Origin of the sequence: Microvirga sp. 3-52, assembly GCF_018383585.1 — a bacterium.
Taxonomy (GTDB): Bacteria; Pseudomonadota; Alphaproteobacteria; order Rhizobiales; family Beijerinckiaceae; genus Microvirga.
Genome location: NZ_JAHAMK010000001.1, coordinates 365,063 through 381,416, shown reverse-complemented (window position 1 = coordinate 381,416; position 16,354 = coordinate 365,063). Strand labels below are relative to the sequence as shown.

Here is a 16,354-nt window from a genome sequence, read left to right as displayed (position 1 = left end):
CTCTAAAACGATCGTAACAGATTGCCGGGGTCTACCGCTCCGGTGCCGCCCATGGGACCGCATATGAAGGGGAATATCCGAATGGATCAGCACCGTCGTGGATCGCAGAGCGCACCGCCGCGCCCGACCGAACCGCCATCGGTTGCCGAGATCGTCAATTCGGGCGATCCATTCTCCGTCCTCGGTCCTCACGAGATTTCGCCCGGCCTGTGGGAGATCCGTGCCATCCTGCCGGATGCCGATGCGGTGACCGTGCTGGACCGCGATGGAGTGACCGTTCTCGGCGCGATGGAGCGGATGCCTCCGGACGGCCTTCTCGTCGCCTCGTTCCGTGCCCCCGGGCGACCGGACTACAGGCTGCGGATCGAGAGGCACGGCGACACCGAGATCCGGCATGACCCCTATAGCTTCGGCACCTTCCTCTCCCATGACGATCTCATACGGATCGGAGACCCCACGAGCGATGCCGTCTATACGAAGCTCGGCGCACATTTTCTCGACTTGGGTGGGATCCAGGGCTTTCTCTTCACCGTCTGGGCGCCCAATGCCCGCCGGGTGAGCGTGGTGGGCGACTTCAATTCCTGGGACGGGCGGTGCCACCTCATGCGGCGGCGCCATGAAGGCGGGATCTGGGAACTGTTCATTCCGGATGTCACGCCGGATCAACGCTACAAGTTCGAGATCATCGGCCTGCAAGGCAATCTCCTCGCCCTCAAGGCCGATCCCATCGCCTTTGCCGCGGAGCACCCGCCTGCGACAGCCTCCATTCTCAAGGGCGCGCCGACATTCGACTGGCAGGACGCGGATTGGATAGCCTCGCGATCCACGCAGAACCACCGCAAGGCGGCGATGTCGATCTACGAGTGCCATCTCGGCTCCTGGGCCCGCGTTCCCGAGGAAGGAAATCGCTATCTGACCTATCGCGAATTGGCCGTACGGCTCATTCCTTACGTAAAGAATCTTGGTTTCACGCATATCGAGCTTCTGCCGATCACCGAATATCCGTTCGACGGCTCGTGGGGCTATCAGCCCATTTCGCTTTATGCGCCGACGAGCCGTTTCGGCACGCCGGAGGATTTCGCGGCTTTCGTCGAGGCGGCGCACGCGGCCGGGATCGGCATCATTCTCGATTGGGTGCCGGCGCATTTCCCGAACGATCCGCACGGATTGTCCTATTTCGACGGGACGCATCTTTATGAACATGCCGACCCACGCCTGGGATTCCACCAGGATTGGGGAACCTACATTTATAACTTCGAACGCCAGGAGGTCATGAGCTTCCTCGTGGCGAATGCTCGCTTCTGGCTCGAGCGCTATCACCTCGACGGATTACGGGTCGATGCCGTCGCCTCCATGCTCTACCTCGATTATTCGCGCAAGTCGGGCGAGTGGATCCCCAACCGCTACGGCGGCAACGAGAACCTCGGTGCCATCGACTTCATCCGCAAGATGAACGAGGTCGCCTATGCCACCGCGCCGGGTGCCGTCACCATCGCGGAAGAATCCACCGCCTGGCCGGGCGTTTCGCAGCCGACCTATACCGGAGGCCTCGGCTTCGGCTTCAAATGGAACATGGGCTGGATGCACGACACCCTTCGTTACATCAGCAAGGATTCCGTCTTCCGGCGCTACCACCATCACGATCTGACCTTCGGCCTGCTCTACGCCTTTTCGGAGAACTTCATCCTGCCGCTAAGCCACGACGAAGTCGTTCACGGCAAGGGATCCCTCCTCGGCAAAATGCCGGGCGATCAATGGCAGCGATTTGCCAATCTTCGTGCTTATTACGGCTTCATGTGGGGACATCCCGGTAAGAAGCTTCTGTTCATGGGCTGCGAATTCGCTCAGGAGCGCGAGTGGAACCATGACGATAGCCTCGACTGGCATCTTCTTGACGATTCCTACCACAAAGGCGTTCAGCTACTGATTGGAGACCTCAACCGCGCCTACCAATCCATTCCCGCCCTTCATGAGCGCGACTGCGAAGCGAAGGGATTCGAGTGGCTCGTGGCCGACGATCGCGACAACAGCGTCATTGCCTGGGCGCGGCGTGGCGATGACGAGAAATCCCTTGCGATTGTCGTGTCGAACTTTACCCCCGTTCCACGTGAAACATATCGCATCGGCGTTCCGCTGCCCGGCTTCTACCGCGAGGCCGTCAACACGGATGCCGCCCAGTATGGCGGCTCCAATGTGGGCAATCTCGGCGGCGTCATGGCCGAGGATACGCCGAGTCACGGTCAGCCCTGCTCGCTCACTCTGACGATCCCGCCGCTGGCGACGGTCATCCTCGCCCTCGACCCTTAGGGCTCCAGAGCGAACATATAGTTCCGCTTGCACGGGACCTCCCGCAGGCTCGTGCGTTGGTCACATGAACAATTTTTCTCCGCTTGGTTTTGAGATTCTAGATGAACGACAAAGTCGATACCCGTGAGCTCCCGGCAGCTCAGGTCGTTGCTCCGAACGTGAGGCGCACATCCCGGGTGCGCGAGGGTTTGCCTTATCCGCTCGGAGCGACCTGGGACGGATTGGGCGTCAACTTCGCCATCTTCTCCGCCAATGCCACGAAGGTCGAGCTCTGCCTGTTCGATCTCGAAGGCCGCAACGAACTGGAGCGGGTCGAGCTGCCGGAATACACGGATGAGGTCTGGCATGGCTACCTGCCGGATGCCCGGCCCGGCACGACCTACGGCTATCGCGTTTATGGCCCCTATGAGCCAAAGGATGGCCATCGCTTCAACCCGAACAAGCTCCTGCTCGATCCCTACGCCCGGCAGCTCGTCGGCGATCTGGTCTGGAACCCGGCCCTGTTCGGCTACACCATCGGCTCGCCGGATGCGGACCTGTCCTTCGACAAGCGGGACAGCGCGCGGTTCATGCCCAAGTGCCGTGTCGTGGAATCGGCCTTTACCTGGGGACGGATGCGCCGGCCGCAGACTCCATGGGAGCGTTCGATCGTCTACGAGACGCATCTTCGCGGCTTCACCATGCAGCACCCGGCGGTTCCTAAAGAGCTGCGCGGTACCTTCTCGGGGCTCATGCAGCACGAGGTGATCGAGTATATCAGGAATCTCGGCGTCACGGCCGTCGAACTTCTTCCCATCCACGCTTTCGTGGACGACAGCTACCTCATCGACAAGGGGCTGCGAAACTACTGGGGCTACAACACGATCGGTTACTTCGCGCCGCAGCCGCGCTATCTGGCGACTCCCTTCGTGAACGAAGTGAAGGAGATGGTGAGCCATCTTCACGACGCCGGGATCGAGGTGATCCTGGACGTGGTGTACAATCACACGGCCGAAGGCAACGAGCTCGGGCCGACCTTGTCCTTCAAGGGCATCGACAACGCATCCTATTACAGGCTTGCGCCGGACAAGCGCTACTACATCAACGACACGGGCACCGGAAACACGGTCAATCTCAGCCATTCCCGCGTCTTGCAGATGGTGACGGACTCCTTGCGCTATTGGGCGCAGGAGATGCAGATCGACGGCTTCCGCTTCGATCTTGCAACCATTCTCGGCCGCGAGCCGCATGGATTCGACGAAGATGGGCGTTTTCTCGATACCTGCCGTCAGGATCCGGCGCTCAGCCAGGTCAAGCTCATCGCAGAGCCGTGGGATTGCGGCCCCGGCGGGTATCAGGTCGGTCGCTTCTCGCCCGGATGGGCCGAGTGGAACGACCGGTACCGCGACACGGTGCGGGCCTATTGGAAGGGCGAGGAAGGGAAACTGCCGGAGCTTGCTTCCCGCCTCACCGCGTCGGCGGATATTTTCAACAAGCGCGGACGCAGGCCATGGGCATCCGTCAACTTCATCACTGCCCATGACGGGTTTACGTTGAACGATCTCGTCTCCTACAACGAGAAGCACAACGAGGCGAATGGAGAGGACAACAAGGACGGTCACGATCACAACCTGTCCTTCAACTACGGTGTCGAAGGCCCGACCGACGATCCGAAGATCCGCACGCTGCGGCTGCGCCAGATGCGCAACATGCTCGCCACTCTGCTCTTCTCGCAGGGGACGCCCATGCTGCTCGCGGGTGACGAGTTCGCGCGCACCCAGCAGGGCAACAACAATGCCTATTGCCAGGACAACGAGATTTCCTGGATCGATTGGGAGGGCATCGACGAGGACGGCATCGAGCTTCTCGAATTCACCCGCAAGCTCATCCAACTGCGTCAGGATCTTCCCATTCTGCGCAGAGGCCGTTTCCTGTCCGGGATCTACAACGAGGAACTCGACGTCAAGGACGTGACCTGGCTCACACCCGCCGGGGACGAGATGACGCCGGAGCAGTGGCAGGACCCGAATGCCCGGTGCATCAGCATCCTGCTCGACGGACGCGCCCAGCCGACCGGCATCCGCCGGCGCGGCACGGACGTGACCCTGCTGCTGATCCTGAATGCGCATCATGACGTGGTGAAGTGCACATTGCCGGAGGTGATCGGCGGCGAAGCCTGGATGTGCCACATCGACACCAATCAGCCCGATCTGGAAGCGCCCACCGAATTCCGGTTCGGCAAGGAATATACCGTGACGGCCCATTCTCTGCTTCTCTTCCAGCTGAAACCGGAGAAGCAGCGGAAACCGGAGAAAAGGAAAAGCGCCTGATCTAGAAAAACGCGCAGAAACTGAACTCATCGGACGCCGGACGCAGGCATTCGGCTGTGTATATTGGGCCAAGAGACCTTTCAGGACAGTCATGTCCCCTTCCCCGGCATGGCCGTCCCCGGACTTGATCCGGGGATCAGTCCCGGCCATCCCGATGCTGAAAAGCGCCGTGTTTTCCAATCGGGATCACCGGCACAAGGCCGGTGATGACACAAGTAGGCCGGAACGCCTTCAAACCTGGAGCATGATGGGGAGCGCACCCAAAAACTGGGGCCCTTTTTCTCCGATGCCCTAGCGCATCGTGCGGAAAAGTGGATCCGGTTTTTCGCTCCGGGCGATGCGCAGCTCAAGGAATTGAGCATCAGATTGGATCCCAAAAGTGAATCCACTTTTGGGTCCGATGCTCTAGGGCGAGCGAAGGGAGCGATAGAGATTGGCGTATTGCCTCGCCGGGCGATGCCAGCTCACGTCGGCTCCCATGCCGTTCACCTGGAGGCGCTGCCAGGCGCTCCTGTCGCGCCACAGGTCTTTCGCCCGGTCGAAGGCATCCAGCGCCGCGCCGAGATTGACAGGCCCGAATTGGAAACCTGTCGCGGCACCGGTGGCGACGGCCATCTCGTTGGCGTCGATGATCGTGTCGGCGAGACCGCCTACGCGCGCGACGATAGGGATGCTCCCATAGCGCATGGCGCAGAGCTGCGTGAGACCGCAGGGCTCGAACCGCGAAGGCACGAGAAGTGCATCGCTTCCACCCTGGATCTGGTGTGCCAGCGCTTCGTCATAGCCAACGAAGCAACCGACCTGACCGGGATAAACGATGCGCGCGGTCTGGAAACTGTCTTCCAGTGCCTTGTCCCCTGCTCCCAGCAGAGCCAACTGTGCTCCGTCCGCGAGCAACCGCGAAAGGCCTGCCAGCACGAGGTCGAGCCCCTTCTGCTCCGACAGGCGGCTGACGACGCCGAACAGGAGCGCCTCGGGATCGGGCTTCAGCCCCAGCCGTTCCTGCAGCGCCCGCTTGTTGACCGCCCGCGCCTCAAGGCTGTTGCGATCGTAGGTGCGCGCAAGATGCGCGTCCGTCGAGGGATCCCACACCTTGTCGTCGATGCCGTTGAGAATGCCGGACACGATGTTCGTTCGGGCGCGCAGCAATCCGTCGAGCCCCATTCCGCCCTCGGGCGTCTGGATCTCCTTGGCATAAGTCGGGGACACGGTGGTGATGCGGTCCCCAAGCTGGAGCCCTGCCTTCAGAAAGCCGATCTGTCCGTAATATTCGACCCCGTCGACCGTGAAGACGCTGGCGGGCAGGCCGAGTTCGAAGAGAAGATCGGCCGGAAAGATGCCCTGAAAGGCGATATTGTGAATGGTGATGACCGTACCGGGACGCGGGCTGTCGGAGAGGCTCAAATAGACCGGCACGAGGCCTGCCTGCCAGTCATGGGCGTGAATGACGTCAGGAACGAAACCCGGAGCCAGTCCCTGCCCGATATCGGCCGCCGCTCGCCCGAGCGCCGCGAAACGCCGGGCATTGTCGGGCCAGTCCCGACCGTTCGACGCAAGATAGGGTGAACCAGAACGCTCGTAGAGATGAGGAGCATCGACGACGAAGAGGTCGAGCCCTCCTGCCCTGCCGGACAGAAGACGTGCCGTTCCGCCGAAGAAGCCGGGATATTGGTGCAGGACTTCGGGGCGTTCCAGGGCCTTCAGCACGGCGGGATAGCCTGGCACGAGCGTGATGACCGTCACGCCCTCCTGCGCGAGGGCCGACGGCAGAGCTCCGGCCACATCGGCCAATCCGCCTGTCTTGATGATGGGAAAGACCTCTGACGTGACCGACAGAACGTTCAGAGGCTTCATTCCGACAGTCTCTCGATCATCGGCTTCGTGATGAGGCAGATGCCCTTGTCGGTGCGGCGGAACCGGCGGGCATCCTCTTCCGGATCCTCACCGACCACCAGCCCGTCCGGGATGCGTACGCCTCGGTCGATGACCACGTTCTTCAGCCGGGCGTCCCGGCCGATTTCCACGAAAGGAAGAATGACGGCCCCCTCCACGTCGGCGTGGGAATGCAGATGCACGGCCGTGAAGACGAGCGACCGGCGCAGCGCGGCACCGGAGACGATGCAGCCGCTCGAGACCAGTGAGTTGATGCCGTGCCCGCGCCTGCCCTCTTCATCATGGACGAATTTCGCCGGAGGCCATGTCTCGGAGAACGTGGAAATCGGCCAGTCTCGGTCATAGAGGTCGAGAGACGGAACGATCGCCGTCAGATCGATATTGGCCTCCCAGTAGGCATCGACCGTGCCCACATCCCGCCAATAGGCCTCCGCATCGCTGCCGCCGGCTTCGGCGCCCGAGCGAACGCAGGAGCGCGTGAAGCGGTGCGCGACCGCTTTTCCGTGCCGAACCAGATAGGGGATGATGTCCTTGCCGAAGTCCCGGTTCGAGCCGGGCGTTCCCGCGTCACGCCGCAACTGCTCGAAGAGAAACCTCGTGTTGAAGACGTAGATGCCCATGCTGGCCAGCGCCATGTCCGGATTGTCCGGCATCCCGGGCGGATCGGCAGGCTTTTCCAGGAACGAGATGATGCGGTCGGTCTCGTCGACGGCCATGACGCCGAAGCCGGTCGCCTCCATGCGCGGCACCTCGAGGCAGCCGACGGTGACATCGGCTCCCATGTCCACGTGCTGCCGGAGCATGATCTCGTAGTCCATCTTGTAGACGTGGTCGCCTGCAAGAATGATGATGTATTCGGGGTCGATGCTCGAGATGATATCGATGTTCTGATACACCGCGTCGGCCGTGCCCTCGTACCACATGGTCTCGGACACACGCTGGCTGGCCGGCAGGATATCGAAGCTTTCGTTCCGTTCGGCCCGGAAGAAGTTCCAGCCGCGCTGGAGATGACGGATGAGGCTGTGCGCCTTGTACTGCGTCGCCACTCCGATGCGCCTGATGCCGGAGTTCAATGCATTCGACAACGCGAAGTCGATGATCCGCGTGTTGCCGCCGAAATAAACCGCCGGCTTGGCACGGATATCCGTCAACTCCATCAATCGACTGCCGCGTCCACCGGCCAGAACATATGCCATCGCATGGCGGGAGAGAGGTGCGTAGGAAACGCTGGAATTCGGCAAGACCGGGTCCTCACATCAACGGCAGCCACCTGCCCCGTTCTGTAGACGCTGAAACCGGCCGCAAGTTCGCGCTTATGTTTTCCGGCTTCAGTTTTGCTCTTGCCCCTTGAGCCTCCGGCCGCGCAGGCCGAAGGCTCATGTCATAGCATCCGTTCAGGTCACGCGGGTCGAGCGCCTGCGCTTCGGAGCCTCGACCGGCGTCTCGCCTCCTTCAGGCGCGGCGGCGGGGTTGCGCTTCTTGCGGGTCTTCGGTGCGGCCGGGCTGGAGAGTATCTCGTCCGCCGTCATGCTCGTCATGCCCAAAGGCGCGGGATCGATGAGGGGGGCAGCCTGCGTGCCGGCATCCTGATCGCGTTCCCCAACGATCTCCCGCTCGGCCTGATACCAATATTCATCGGCCTGGCCAGGGAGGCTCCCGTGCCGCATCCAAAGCTCATATGCCCGTTCACGGATTCTTTCTTCGAGTTCCTTGTCCATGTTCAACCTTCAATCCTGCTGCCATGCCTCGCCCAGACGACGCGCCAAGTGAGCCGGTCTCACGCTCCAGTCACAAGATTACGCGTCCGTTGGATATGAACTGTGTAAATTATTAGGCAGTTCCCGTGAATAGCAACGTCTGCGCGCCGAATCGACGGCAAATGTTTGCTCAGAGTTGAAGCGTTTCGAGATGAAGATTTCATCGGCCTGGATCAGGACGGCTCCGGCGCCCTGAAACGGATGACCCTGTACATGTACCAGACAGCGAGCCCGGCGACGACGACGTTCGAAACGGGATTCAGCCATTCCGAGACACGTTCGTATTGGCTCTGCAGCAGATACCCGGCGCTGGCCAGCAGGAGCGTCCAGAGAGCCGTTCCAAGAGAACTCCACAGAAGGAAGGTGGAGGTTGGAATGCAGTTCACCCCGGCTGGAACGGAAATGAGCGAACGAATGGCGGGAATCAGACGGCCCAGAAAAAGCGCCACGATCTGATACCGGGCAAAGAAGGCCCTGGCTCGCTCGACCTCATCGGGATGCAGCGTAAGCCAGCGCCCGTGCCGGCCTGCAAACTGCTTCAGGCGCTTCGGACCGATCCAGCGGCCGATCAGGAACCAGAAATAGGCTCCCGCGAGCGAGCCGACCGTTCCAGAAATCACCACGCCGGCGAAGCTGAGCGTTCCTTTGGCCGCCGAGAAGCCCGCCAGCGGCATGATCACCTCCGAGGGGATCGGAGGAAAAACATTCTCCAACAGCATGAGGAGAGCAATGCCGACATATCCGGCCTTGTCGATGAGGCTGACGATCCAGTCGAACACGTGGCTTCACCAAATCCCGAGGGCTGAGTTGCGGTCCGCCGTCCAGGCTTGGCTGGGGCCGGATTCACAGGGGCAACGCTTTAACCCTGGTCTGTTTCCACCCGGAACCTTGGCTTCAGTCCCTGGTTGGTAAGATATTCCGTTATGAATGTGGCTGACGTGCAACTTCTGGAAGAAACGACGAGCCGGCAAGCACCCGACATCGCCCCCCAGGCGCTTCGATCGCCTGGGGATCCTATTCTGCGTCCCGGGCGGAACTGCTGGCGTGTGGCTCCAGCTGATCGAGCAAGTGTTCTGATCGACGGGGCTCCCTACTTCGCTCATCTCGAAGCTGCTCTGCGGAAAGCCCGGCGCTCGATCCTCATCATCGGCTGGGATTTCGACGGGAGCATCCACCTGCGTCCCGACGTCAGCGCCGAGGACTCGCCTCCTCTCGGCCCCCTGCTCCGCTCCCTTGTCGAGGAGCGGCCGGATCTCGAAATCAGGATTCTCGTGTGGAGCATCGCCGTCGTGCATGCGCCCGGCGCGCCCGGTCCTCTGATCTTCGGGGCCGACTGGCAGAACCACCCGCGCCTGCAACTCAAGCTCGATACGCATCATCCTCTTTATGCGGCCCATCACCAGAAGATCGTCTGCATCGACGACAATCTCGCCTTTGTCGGAGGCATGGACCTGACCGTCGAGCGCTGGGACACCCATCGTCATGCCTGTGACGATCCGATCCGGCTGAAGGACGATGGAAGCATCTACGAACCGGTTCACGATCTCCAGATGGCCGTGGACGGCGACGCTGCGCGGTCCATCGCCGAAGTGGGGTATGAACGCTGGAAGATTGCGACCGGCGAAACGCTGACGGCTTCACCGAGCGGATCCGACCCCTGGCCGCCCGGCCTCGTGCCGGATTTTCGCAATGTGCCGATTGCCATCGCCCGCACCTATCCGGCCTGGGGAGAGCAGCCTGCCGCCAACGAGGCGGCGGCTCTGACCCTCGATGCCCTCTCGGCTGCGCGGAAGACGATCTACATCGAAGCGCAATACATGACGGCCCCCTATGTGGGCGACGTTCTGGAGCGGCGGCTCGCCGATCCTGACGGCCCTGAAATCGTCGTCATCCAGACCCACGAGTCCCACGGCTGGGCCGAGGAGTTGGTCATGGGCACCAACCGCGACCGGCTGATCCGCCGCCTGCGCAAATCGGATCATCATGACCGGCTGAGGGTCTATTACCCGGTCATCCCCAATGGCGAGGGTGGAGAGTGCCAGGTTCTGATCCACTCCAAACTCATCATCGTCGACGACGTGTTCCTGCGCATCGGTTCGTCGAACCTGAACAACCGGTCGATCGGCCTCGACAGCGAATGCGACGCCGCCATCGAGGCGACGACGGAGGAGATGCGCCGGACCATCGTCCGGCTTCGGGATCGTCTGATTGCGGAACATCTGGAAGTCGATCCGGAGACGTTCGGCAGGGCTCTCGACGACAGCGGCGGATCCGTCGTCGCGGCCATCGAACAGCTCAACACGGGCGCCCGCGGGCTTCGCCCATTCGGGGCCATGTCGGACGACGGCCCGGATGTACCGGCAACGGGGACGGGCCTTCTGGATCCGCTCGAACCCTTCGAGCCCCTCTCGCTGTTCCGCCGCCGCAAGCAGTGAGGCTTACGCCTTGGCCTCCATTCCGGCGCTGGCCTCGCAAGCGCTGCTTCTGCGTCGATAGAACAGCTCCGTGACAGCAAACAGAAGACTCCCGAGGCCGAGCGGCGCGAGGAAATAGACGAACCGGAACACCAGGAGGGGTCCGATCAGATCCTTTTGCGGCAGCAGGTACATGACCACGCTCTCGATGACCCCGAGGCCGCCGGGGACATGGCTGACGAGCGCCGTCGCGTTGGCGATCACATAGACGGACGCCACGCCCAGATAGGCCACGTCGGCCACGGCCGCGAGCGCCTGATGCAGGCAGGCCGCCACGAATGCGAAGTTGATGGATCCGATCATGACCTGCCCGATGGCGAGCCGAAGAGGCGGCATCTCGAGGGTCCAGCGCCTGATCCTCAGAGGTTTCCGCAGGTAGGCCGACAGGATCAGGTACAAAGCCGGAAGCGCGAGACAGCCGAGCCCCAGGGCCACGACAGCGGGCTTGGTGAGACCCGTGATCTCCACCGCCAGCCCGGAGCGCAGCAGAAGCGCCGCGCCACCCAGAACCAGGAGGCCCAGTCCGACGGTGATGCCGCAGAAGACGATCACCTTGGCGACCTCGCCCGTCTTCAATCCCCATCGGTTGTAGAAACGGTAGCGGACCGCGCCGCTGCTCAAGGCGGCCAATCCGATGTTGTGGCCAAGAGACAGGGCAGTGAAGGAGGCCAAGGCCGCCTTCGGATAGGGCAGCGGCCGCTTCACGTAGTGAAGGGCCAGATAATCGAAGAAAGTCAGGGACAGGTAGCTCGCAGCGGCGAACCCGGCGGCACCCAAGAGCCTCGGCACGGGCACGGCCGTGACGGCTGCGATCAGCTGGTCCAGGCTGTAGCGGCTGAGCGTGCGGTAGAGCAGGAAGGCTGCAAGGCCGATGGCCGCCGCAGCAATCACATATTTCCAGTTCCGCATCCGCTCTCCTCAATCCCGTTAGCGCGTTCGCTGCGAACGCCTCCGCTCCAGGGAGCTAACGCGGTTCAGGCTCCGGTGATCCGTGACCCTGACCATGCGTCTCCTATTCCTGTGCATGGGCAAGGCTGGGCTTATGCCCCTTGCCATGGGCGATCTGGAACTCGACGAGCAGCGGCAGGTGATCCGAGGCCAGGCGGGCGAGAGATGTCCGCACGGTTTCGACCCTCAGGACGCGGATCGAACGGCTGACGAATGCATGGTCGATGCGCAGCATCGGCAGGCGGGAGGGAAAGGTCGCCTTGGGCCGGGAAAGCCTGGTCTGGGCCTGAGCATCTGACAGGTGCGAAGACAAGCGCCGGTAGGCCCGGGAACTAGGCGTGGCATTGAAGTCGCCCACAAGGATCACCGGTTCGCGGCAGGCCGGATGGCCAAGCCAGTGCGGACCCAGCAGGGCATCGACCTGGGCCAGCCGCTCGTGTCGGCGCAAACCCAGATGAGTGTTGATCACCTGAACCTCGGTACCGCCGATCTGAACCGACGCCCAGAGGGCTCCTCTCGGCTCCAGGCTCGGCCTGCGGGCCCACCCTGGAAGCGCTTCCGCCTTGACCAGTTGCGACGGCCGGTGGGTCAGGATCGCGTTGCCGTATTCCTCCTCGAGAACCCGCAGGCTGGCATGGAAATGCACATGCATTCCGAGCGCCCGCGCGATCGCATGGGCCTGATCGATCCCGCCCGTTCGGAGACGTCCCACGTCGAGTTCTTGAAGCGCGACCACATCCGGCTCATAAGCCGCGATGACATCCGCAATCCTCGAGTGGGAGAGCCGACCGTCCGTACCGAGGCAGCGATGCACGTTGTAGGTCAGGATTCGCGGCACTTGGCCCCCTTCTCGTCATGCCTCGCCACGACGGCGTCTCAGCCTCCGGAGGGCACATCCAATACGGTTTGAAGCCAAACACACACCGGCGGGGCTTGGATCCCGCCAAGCCTGACAATTCAGCGCAGCAGGCTTTCCACCCGCTCGAGCAGACGCGGCACGTCGACCGTAAAGGTCTGGTTGTGTCCTTCGTCCGACCCGAAGAACGGCTGATGGCTCAGATCATGCTCCGCCGAGAGATGGAGCATGGAGGTCTTGCGGTGGTTGTTCGGGAACATTTCCAGCACCTTGGTGCCAGGGGACGAGAAGATGATGTTGGTCATGCCGGCCCCATGAACGCCGACGACCACCTCCGCCCCCGAGAAAGCGGCAAGCTGCTCAGGGTGATTGTCCCATTTCGATTGGAGAACCGCGAAACCCAGCCGCTTCAACCCCGCGACCACCTCGTCCTCATTGGCGATCTGGCGCAGCTTGGTCCCGCGCCGGCTGATATAGAGGCGGGGCCCGACGCTCTCGCGCTGAGGGCGCGGCCGATAGGCTGCGGTGAAAACCCGCCGCGCGGTCGGGATTGCTTCGGCCAAGCCGTAGATCCGCTCCAGATTCGGGCATTGGTTCACCGCAACGAGCAGCCGGTCGATCTGCAGGTGCTCGCGCGGCCCGACCTCCACAACGGAAAGATTGACGCCCTCCTCCCGTAATCCGTCGATGACGGCGTCGATCAGGGGCGGCCTCTTCGATTTGGTGATGACCTTCAGGGTCTCGTCCCCCCAGGCCCTCAGCCGAGCGGCCTGAATGAGCGGCAGCAGGTGCTCCAGGAACAGGTGCCAGTAGTTCCAGAAAGGTGGAACGACGATGGCCGGCTCGGCAATGCGGCGGCTCGAGAAGATGCTGGGGCCCGGATGGGCGAAATTCCAGTTCGAACGTCCTGAAAGCTCGAAACCGATCTGACGCCATCCCTGGGGGTCGACAGGCGTGAGCGTATGTCCTGGTACGATCACGTCCCGGACGATCCCGACGAACCGCCTCACCAGGAAGGGATCCCGATGCTGGATATGGGGCCGGACGATATCCCAGTTGTGAACCGCCAGAACCTCCAGGGCCGGCTTGTAGGCCGGATCGACGAGCCTGATTCGGTAGTCGACGGACTCGCTGATCCGATCGATCCGGTCAGGAAGCGGGGCGATATCAGGATAGAAGCCAAGCAAGTGCCGCGAGATGGGCAGAGGAGCCGTGAGGTGGCGGAAAAACGTATAGGCATGCGGCTTCAAATTCAGCGCTCGGGTAAGCTTCGATTTATGCCGTGCCATTGCTTCTCTACTCTATCGTCCGTATGGAGGCTCCGCGAGCGCTCATAGTGCCGGCATGAAGCCATCGCAAACGATTTCTGGATTGTGTTGCTTCCATGCGTTCAACGGCATAGAGCCATGATTAAATGAAACTTTATCACATAATCCAGATCGTTCTTGCCCATCTGATGCCGTGGCTGAGCTATGAAAGCACGTTTTGAGCAATTCTATCGGTCCTTTGCCGATCAAAAGGCCCACGCTCTCCTGATCTACATCACCGTGGCCACGATTCTCCTCGTCTCGATCGGAGGCATCGTCTCGTCCACGACCATAGGGCTGCTGGTCATTTTAGGCATTCTCACGCTCGTGTTCGATGCGGACACCCGTGGCGCCCTGCTCGACCCCAAAAAGCTTCTGCCTCTCACGATCCTCATGGGAGGCGTTCTGGTCTGGCAATGTCTGGGCATCGCCATCCGGACACCGACCGACAAGCAAGCCGCAGCGGTTCTCGGCAGCGCCATCGGAATCGCCATGCTTCTTCCCCTGCTTCTTGCATCGCTGCAGCGCGATCCGGAATTCCTCAACCGCCTTTTCAGGATCCTCTTCGTTCTGGGCTGCCTTGCTGCGGCGATCTCGCTGGTACGCTACGCCATCATCCTCGGGAAGGACGGGCGCGTCTCGGTCAACGAGCTTTTCGCAGAGAGATTGGTGCCGATCGGACGCGCAAGCCACCAGATCCTGGGCTCCGGCGGACTGGCCGCCTGCTTCTTCGCAGGCCTGGCCATCCATCCGAAGGCGGCTCTCCGTCAAAAGCGCCTGATTCTGGCAGGCTTGCTCCTGATCGCCATAACGGTAGTCCTCACCCAAAGCAGAGGTCCAATCCTCGCCATCGGCCTGGCCCTGGTCGCAACCAGCATCCTCGAACTGTTCCGGACCTCTGCGAAACGAGTCTCGGCGGGGCTCGTCCTGGCTGCTCTCTGCTTTGCCCTTCCGGTAACGCTCGTCATCGCAGAGCCCTGGCTCAAGGCCTGGGCGTGCACCACGCACCTCAGCATGTGCAGGCCCTCCAACCGGCAGGATGTCTGGAGCATCGTATCGGGAATGATCCAGGAGCGGCTCTGGTTCGGCATCGGGCCGACCTACCGTTTCCCGGGAGGAGCCGTGTCCCACCCTCACAACGGCATCCTCGGACTGACCTTCTATTTCGGCCTGCCGATGGCATTGCTGTTCCTCGGCATCATTGCATTTGCCGTGAAACGGGCCGCCGCGGCATCGCCAAGTCCGAGCCGCACCTTCGCACTCCTCGGAATCTTCTTCTCGATGAGCTTTGTGGCCACGGACCTTTCGAACCCGTTCGCCTTTGTGAACACCCTCTACCTTTACCTGTGGCTGCCGGTCTGGATCGGCGGGCTCTTGGCTCTCGCCCCGCAAGACGATACCGCTGTGGCGGCAAGCCCACGAGACTCCCTGAAACCATCGGCCTGAAGCCCGAAGACAACAAGGCAATCCCTTTGTGCTGAAGATCGTCGTCGCCTGCCCCACCAAGGCTGAATTCACCATAGAGGCTCTATCGGATTCCCGTCTCGGTGGACTGGAAACGGCCAATGCCGAACTCTCCCGTGCTCTTGCAGATCGGGGGCACAGGGTCATTCTGGCAACGCGGACCTTGGATACATTCGAGAGAAGCGGCGTCACGACCGTTCCTCTCGACACGATCGGGCAGCAGAGCTGCGACGTTCTGATCAGCTCCAACGACGCCCGCATCTTCGATCATGCGAAGCCGGGAACGAGGAAGCTGCTGTGGCTGCACAATCCGCTGGCATTCGAAAAATCCATCCGCAAGCATCAGCTGCCGGCCCTCGTCAGGCACCGGCCGGAAGCGGTGTTCGTCGGAACGTTCGCTGAAAAGGATATGACGTCTCTCTATCCGTTCCGGTCTCGAAACGTCATTCCGCACGGGATTTCCGGCCTCTTTCTGAACAGAAATCTCGAACTCCCCCGCGAAAAGCATTTCGTCTGGGCCTCTCAGCGCCAACGCGGTCTGAAGGAGACCTTGGACACTTGGACGCGCCATGTCGCCCCCAGGATCAGGGATGCGAGCTTCCATATTTTCGGCAGCCTCGCCCAGGATCTCGGTCTGACGGATGTTCAGGCGGCCGAGAGCCGCATTGTCTTTCATGGCTCCAAGCTCAAGAGCGAGCTGGCCGATTTCTATGCCACGGCCAAGGCCATGATCTATCCCGGCGCTCTCGACGAGACCTTCTGCATCGCAGCTGCCGAGGCGCAGGCCATGGGCCTGCCGGTGATCACGCTGGGCATCGGCTCCCTCTCCGAGAGGGTTCAGCATGGGATCAACGGCATCATCTGCAGGAATTTTCGGGAGCTTGGCCTTCAGGCCTGCAGGATTGCCGAAGATGATGAGCTCTGGAACCTGCTCCACAACGGCGCGGTCAGCACGGCCAAATTGCTCACATGGCAGAGAACGGCCAAGCTGTGGGAGGCCCTGATACTGGATGGAATGGCGCCGCGTTGAAAATGGAAC

General features: G+C 61.8%; 12 protein-coding genes. 5 read left to right on the top strand and 7 right to left on the bottom strand.

Translation table 11 applies throughout. The annotated features are described in order from the left end of the window. The first annotated feature begins 81 nt into the window (after positions 1-81). Both glgB and glgX read left to right on the top strand, forming a co-directional pair. Positions 82-2,307 (top strand): 1,4-alpha-glucan branching protein GlgB, encoded by a 2,226-nt coding sequence (gene glgB, locus KHP60_RS01755; RefSeq protein ID WP_213561816.1) that lies wholly within the window; start codon positions 82-84, stop codon positions 2,305-2,307. Positions 2,308-2,408: 101 nt separating this feature from the next. Then, positions 2,409-4,616 carry a glycogen debranching protein GlgX gene (gene glgX, locus KHP60_RS01750; RefSeq protein ID WP_213561815.1) on the top strand — a complete coding sequence of 736 codons (2,208 nt, stop codon included), beginning with the start codon at positions 2,409-2,411 and terminating at the stop codon, positions 4,614-4,616. Positions 4,617-5,021: 405 nt separating this feature from the next. Here glgX and glgA read toward each other — a convergent pair whose 3' ends face one another. The 4 genes from glgA to KHP60_RS01730 form a co-directional block, all read right to left on the bottom strand. Then, positions 5,022-6,470: a glycogen synthase GlgA gene (glgA, locus tag KHP60_RS01745; RefSeq protein WP_213561811.1), complete on the bottom strand. Its 1,449-nt coding sequence runs from the start codon at positions 6,468-6,470 to the stop codon at positions 5,022-5,024. After that, positions 6,467-7,750: a glucose-1-phosphate adenylyltransferase gene (gene glgC / locus KHP60_RS01740; RefSeq protein ID WP_213561809.1), complete on the bottom strand. Its 1,284-nt coding sequence runs from the start codon at positions 7,748-7,750 to the stop codon at positions 6,467-6,469. Before glgC ends, glgA begins: the two co-directional genes overlap by 4 nt. A 153-nt stretch (positions 7,751-7,903) precedes the next feature. After that, positions 7,904-8,227, bottom strand: coding sequence for a DUF2934 domain-containing protein (locus KHP60_RS01735; protein ID WP_213561808.1), 324 nt, complete (start codon positions 8,225-8,227; stop codon positions 7,904-7,906). Between the two features lie 212 nt (positions 8,228-8,439). Continuing rightward, positions 8,440-9,045, bottom strand: a complete 606-nt coding sequence (locus KHP60_RS01730; RefSeq protein ID WP_213561807.1) for a DedA family protein — start codon at positions 9,043-9,045, stop codon at positions 8,440-8,442. A gap of 267 nt (positions 9,046-9,312) precedes the next feature. On the opposite strand from KHP60_RS01730, the gene KHP60_RS01725 reads away from it, so the two are divergent. After that, the gene (locus KHP60_RS01725) at positions 9,313-10,701 is read left to right on the top strand and encodes a phospholipase D-like domain-containing protein (RefSeq protein WP_311924534.1); all 1,389 of its coding nucleotides are present in this window, start codon (positions 9,313-9,315) and stop codon (positions 10,699-10,701) included. A gap of 3 nt (positions 10,702-10,704) precedes the next feature. Here KHP60_RS01725 and KHP60_RS01720 read toward each other — a convergent pair whose 3' ends face one another. From KHP60_RS01720 to KHP60_RS01710, 3 genes are all read right to left on the bottom strand, one after another. Further along, positions 10,705-11,649, bottom strand: coding sequence for a lysylphosphatidylglycerol synthase domain-containing protein (locus KHP60_RS01720; protein ID WP_213561804.1), 945 nt, complete (start codon positions 11,647-11,649; stop codon positions 10,705-10,707). Between the two features lie 103 nt (positions 11,650-11,752). Then, on the bottom strand, positions 11,753-12,526 hold the full coding sequence (locus KHP60_RS01715; protein WP_213561803.1) for an endonuclease/exonuclease/phosphatase family protein: 774 nt from the start codon (positions 12,524-12,526) through the stop codon (positions 11,753-11,755). Positions 12,527-12,645: 119 nt separating this feature from the next. After that, a complete protein-coding gene (locus KHP60_RS01710; RefSeq protein ID WP_213561800.1) occupies positions 12,646-13,833 on the bottom strand; it encodes a DUF563 domain-containing protein in 1,188 nt (395 codons plus the stop codon). 183 nt (positions 13,834-14,016) lie between these two features. Here KHP60_RS01710 and KHP60_RS01705 point away from each other — a divergent pair, with 183 nt between their 5' ends. Continuing rightward, entirely contained in the window at positions 14,017-15,297 is a 1,281-nt protein-coding gene (locus KHP60_RS01705) for an O-antigen ligase (RefSeq protein ID WP_213561799.1), read from the top strand. 28 nt (positions 15,298-15,325) lie between these two features. Continuing rightward, positions 15,326-16,345, top strand: a complete 1,020-nt coding sequence (locus KHP60_RS01700) for a glycosyltransferase family 4 protein (protein WP_213561798.1) — start codon at positions 15,326-15,328, stop codon at positions 16,343-16,345. Positions 16,346-16,354: the final 9 nt, after the last annotated feature.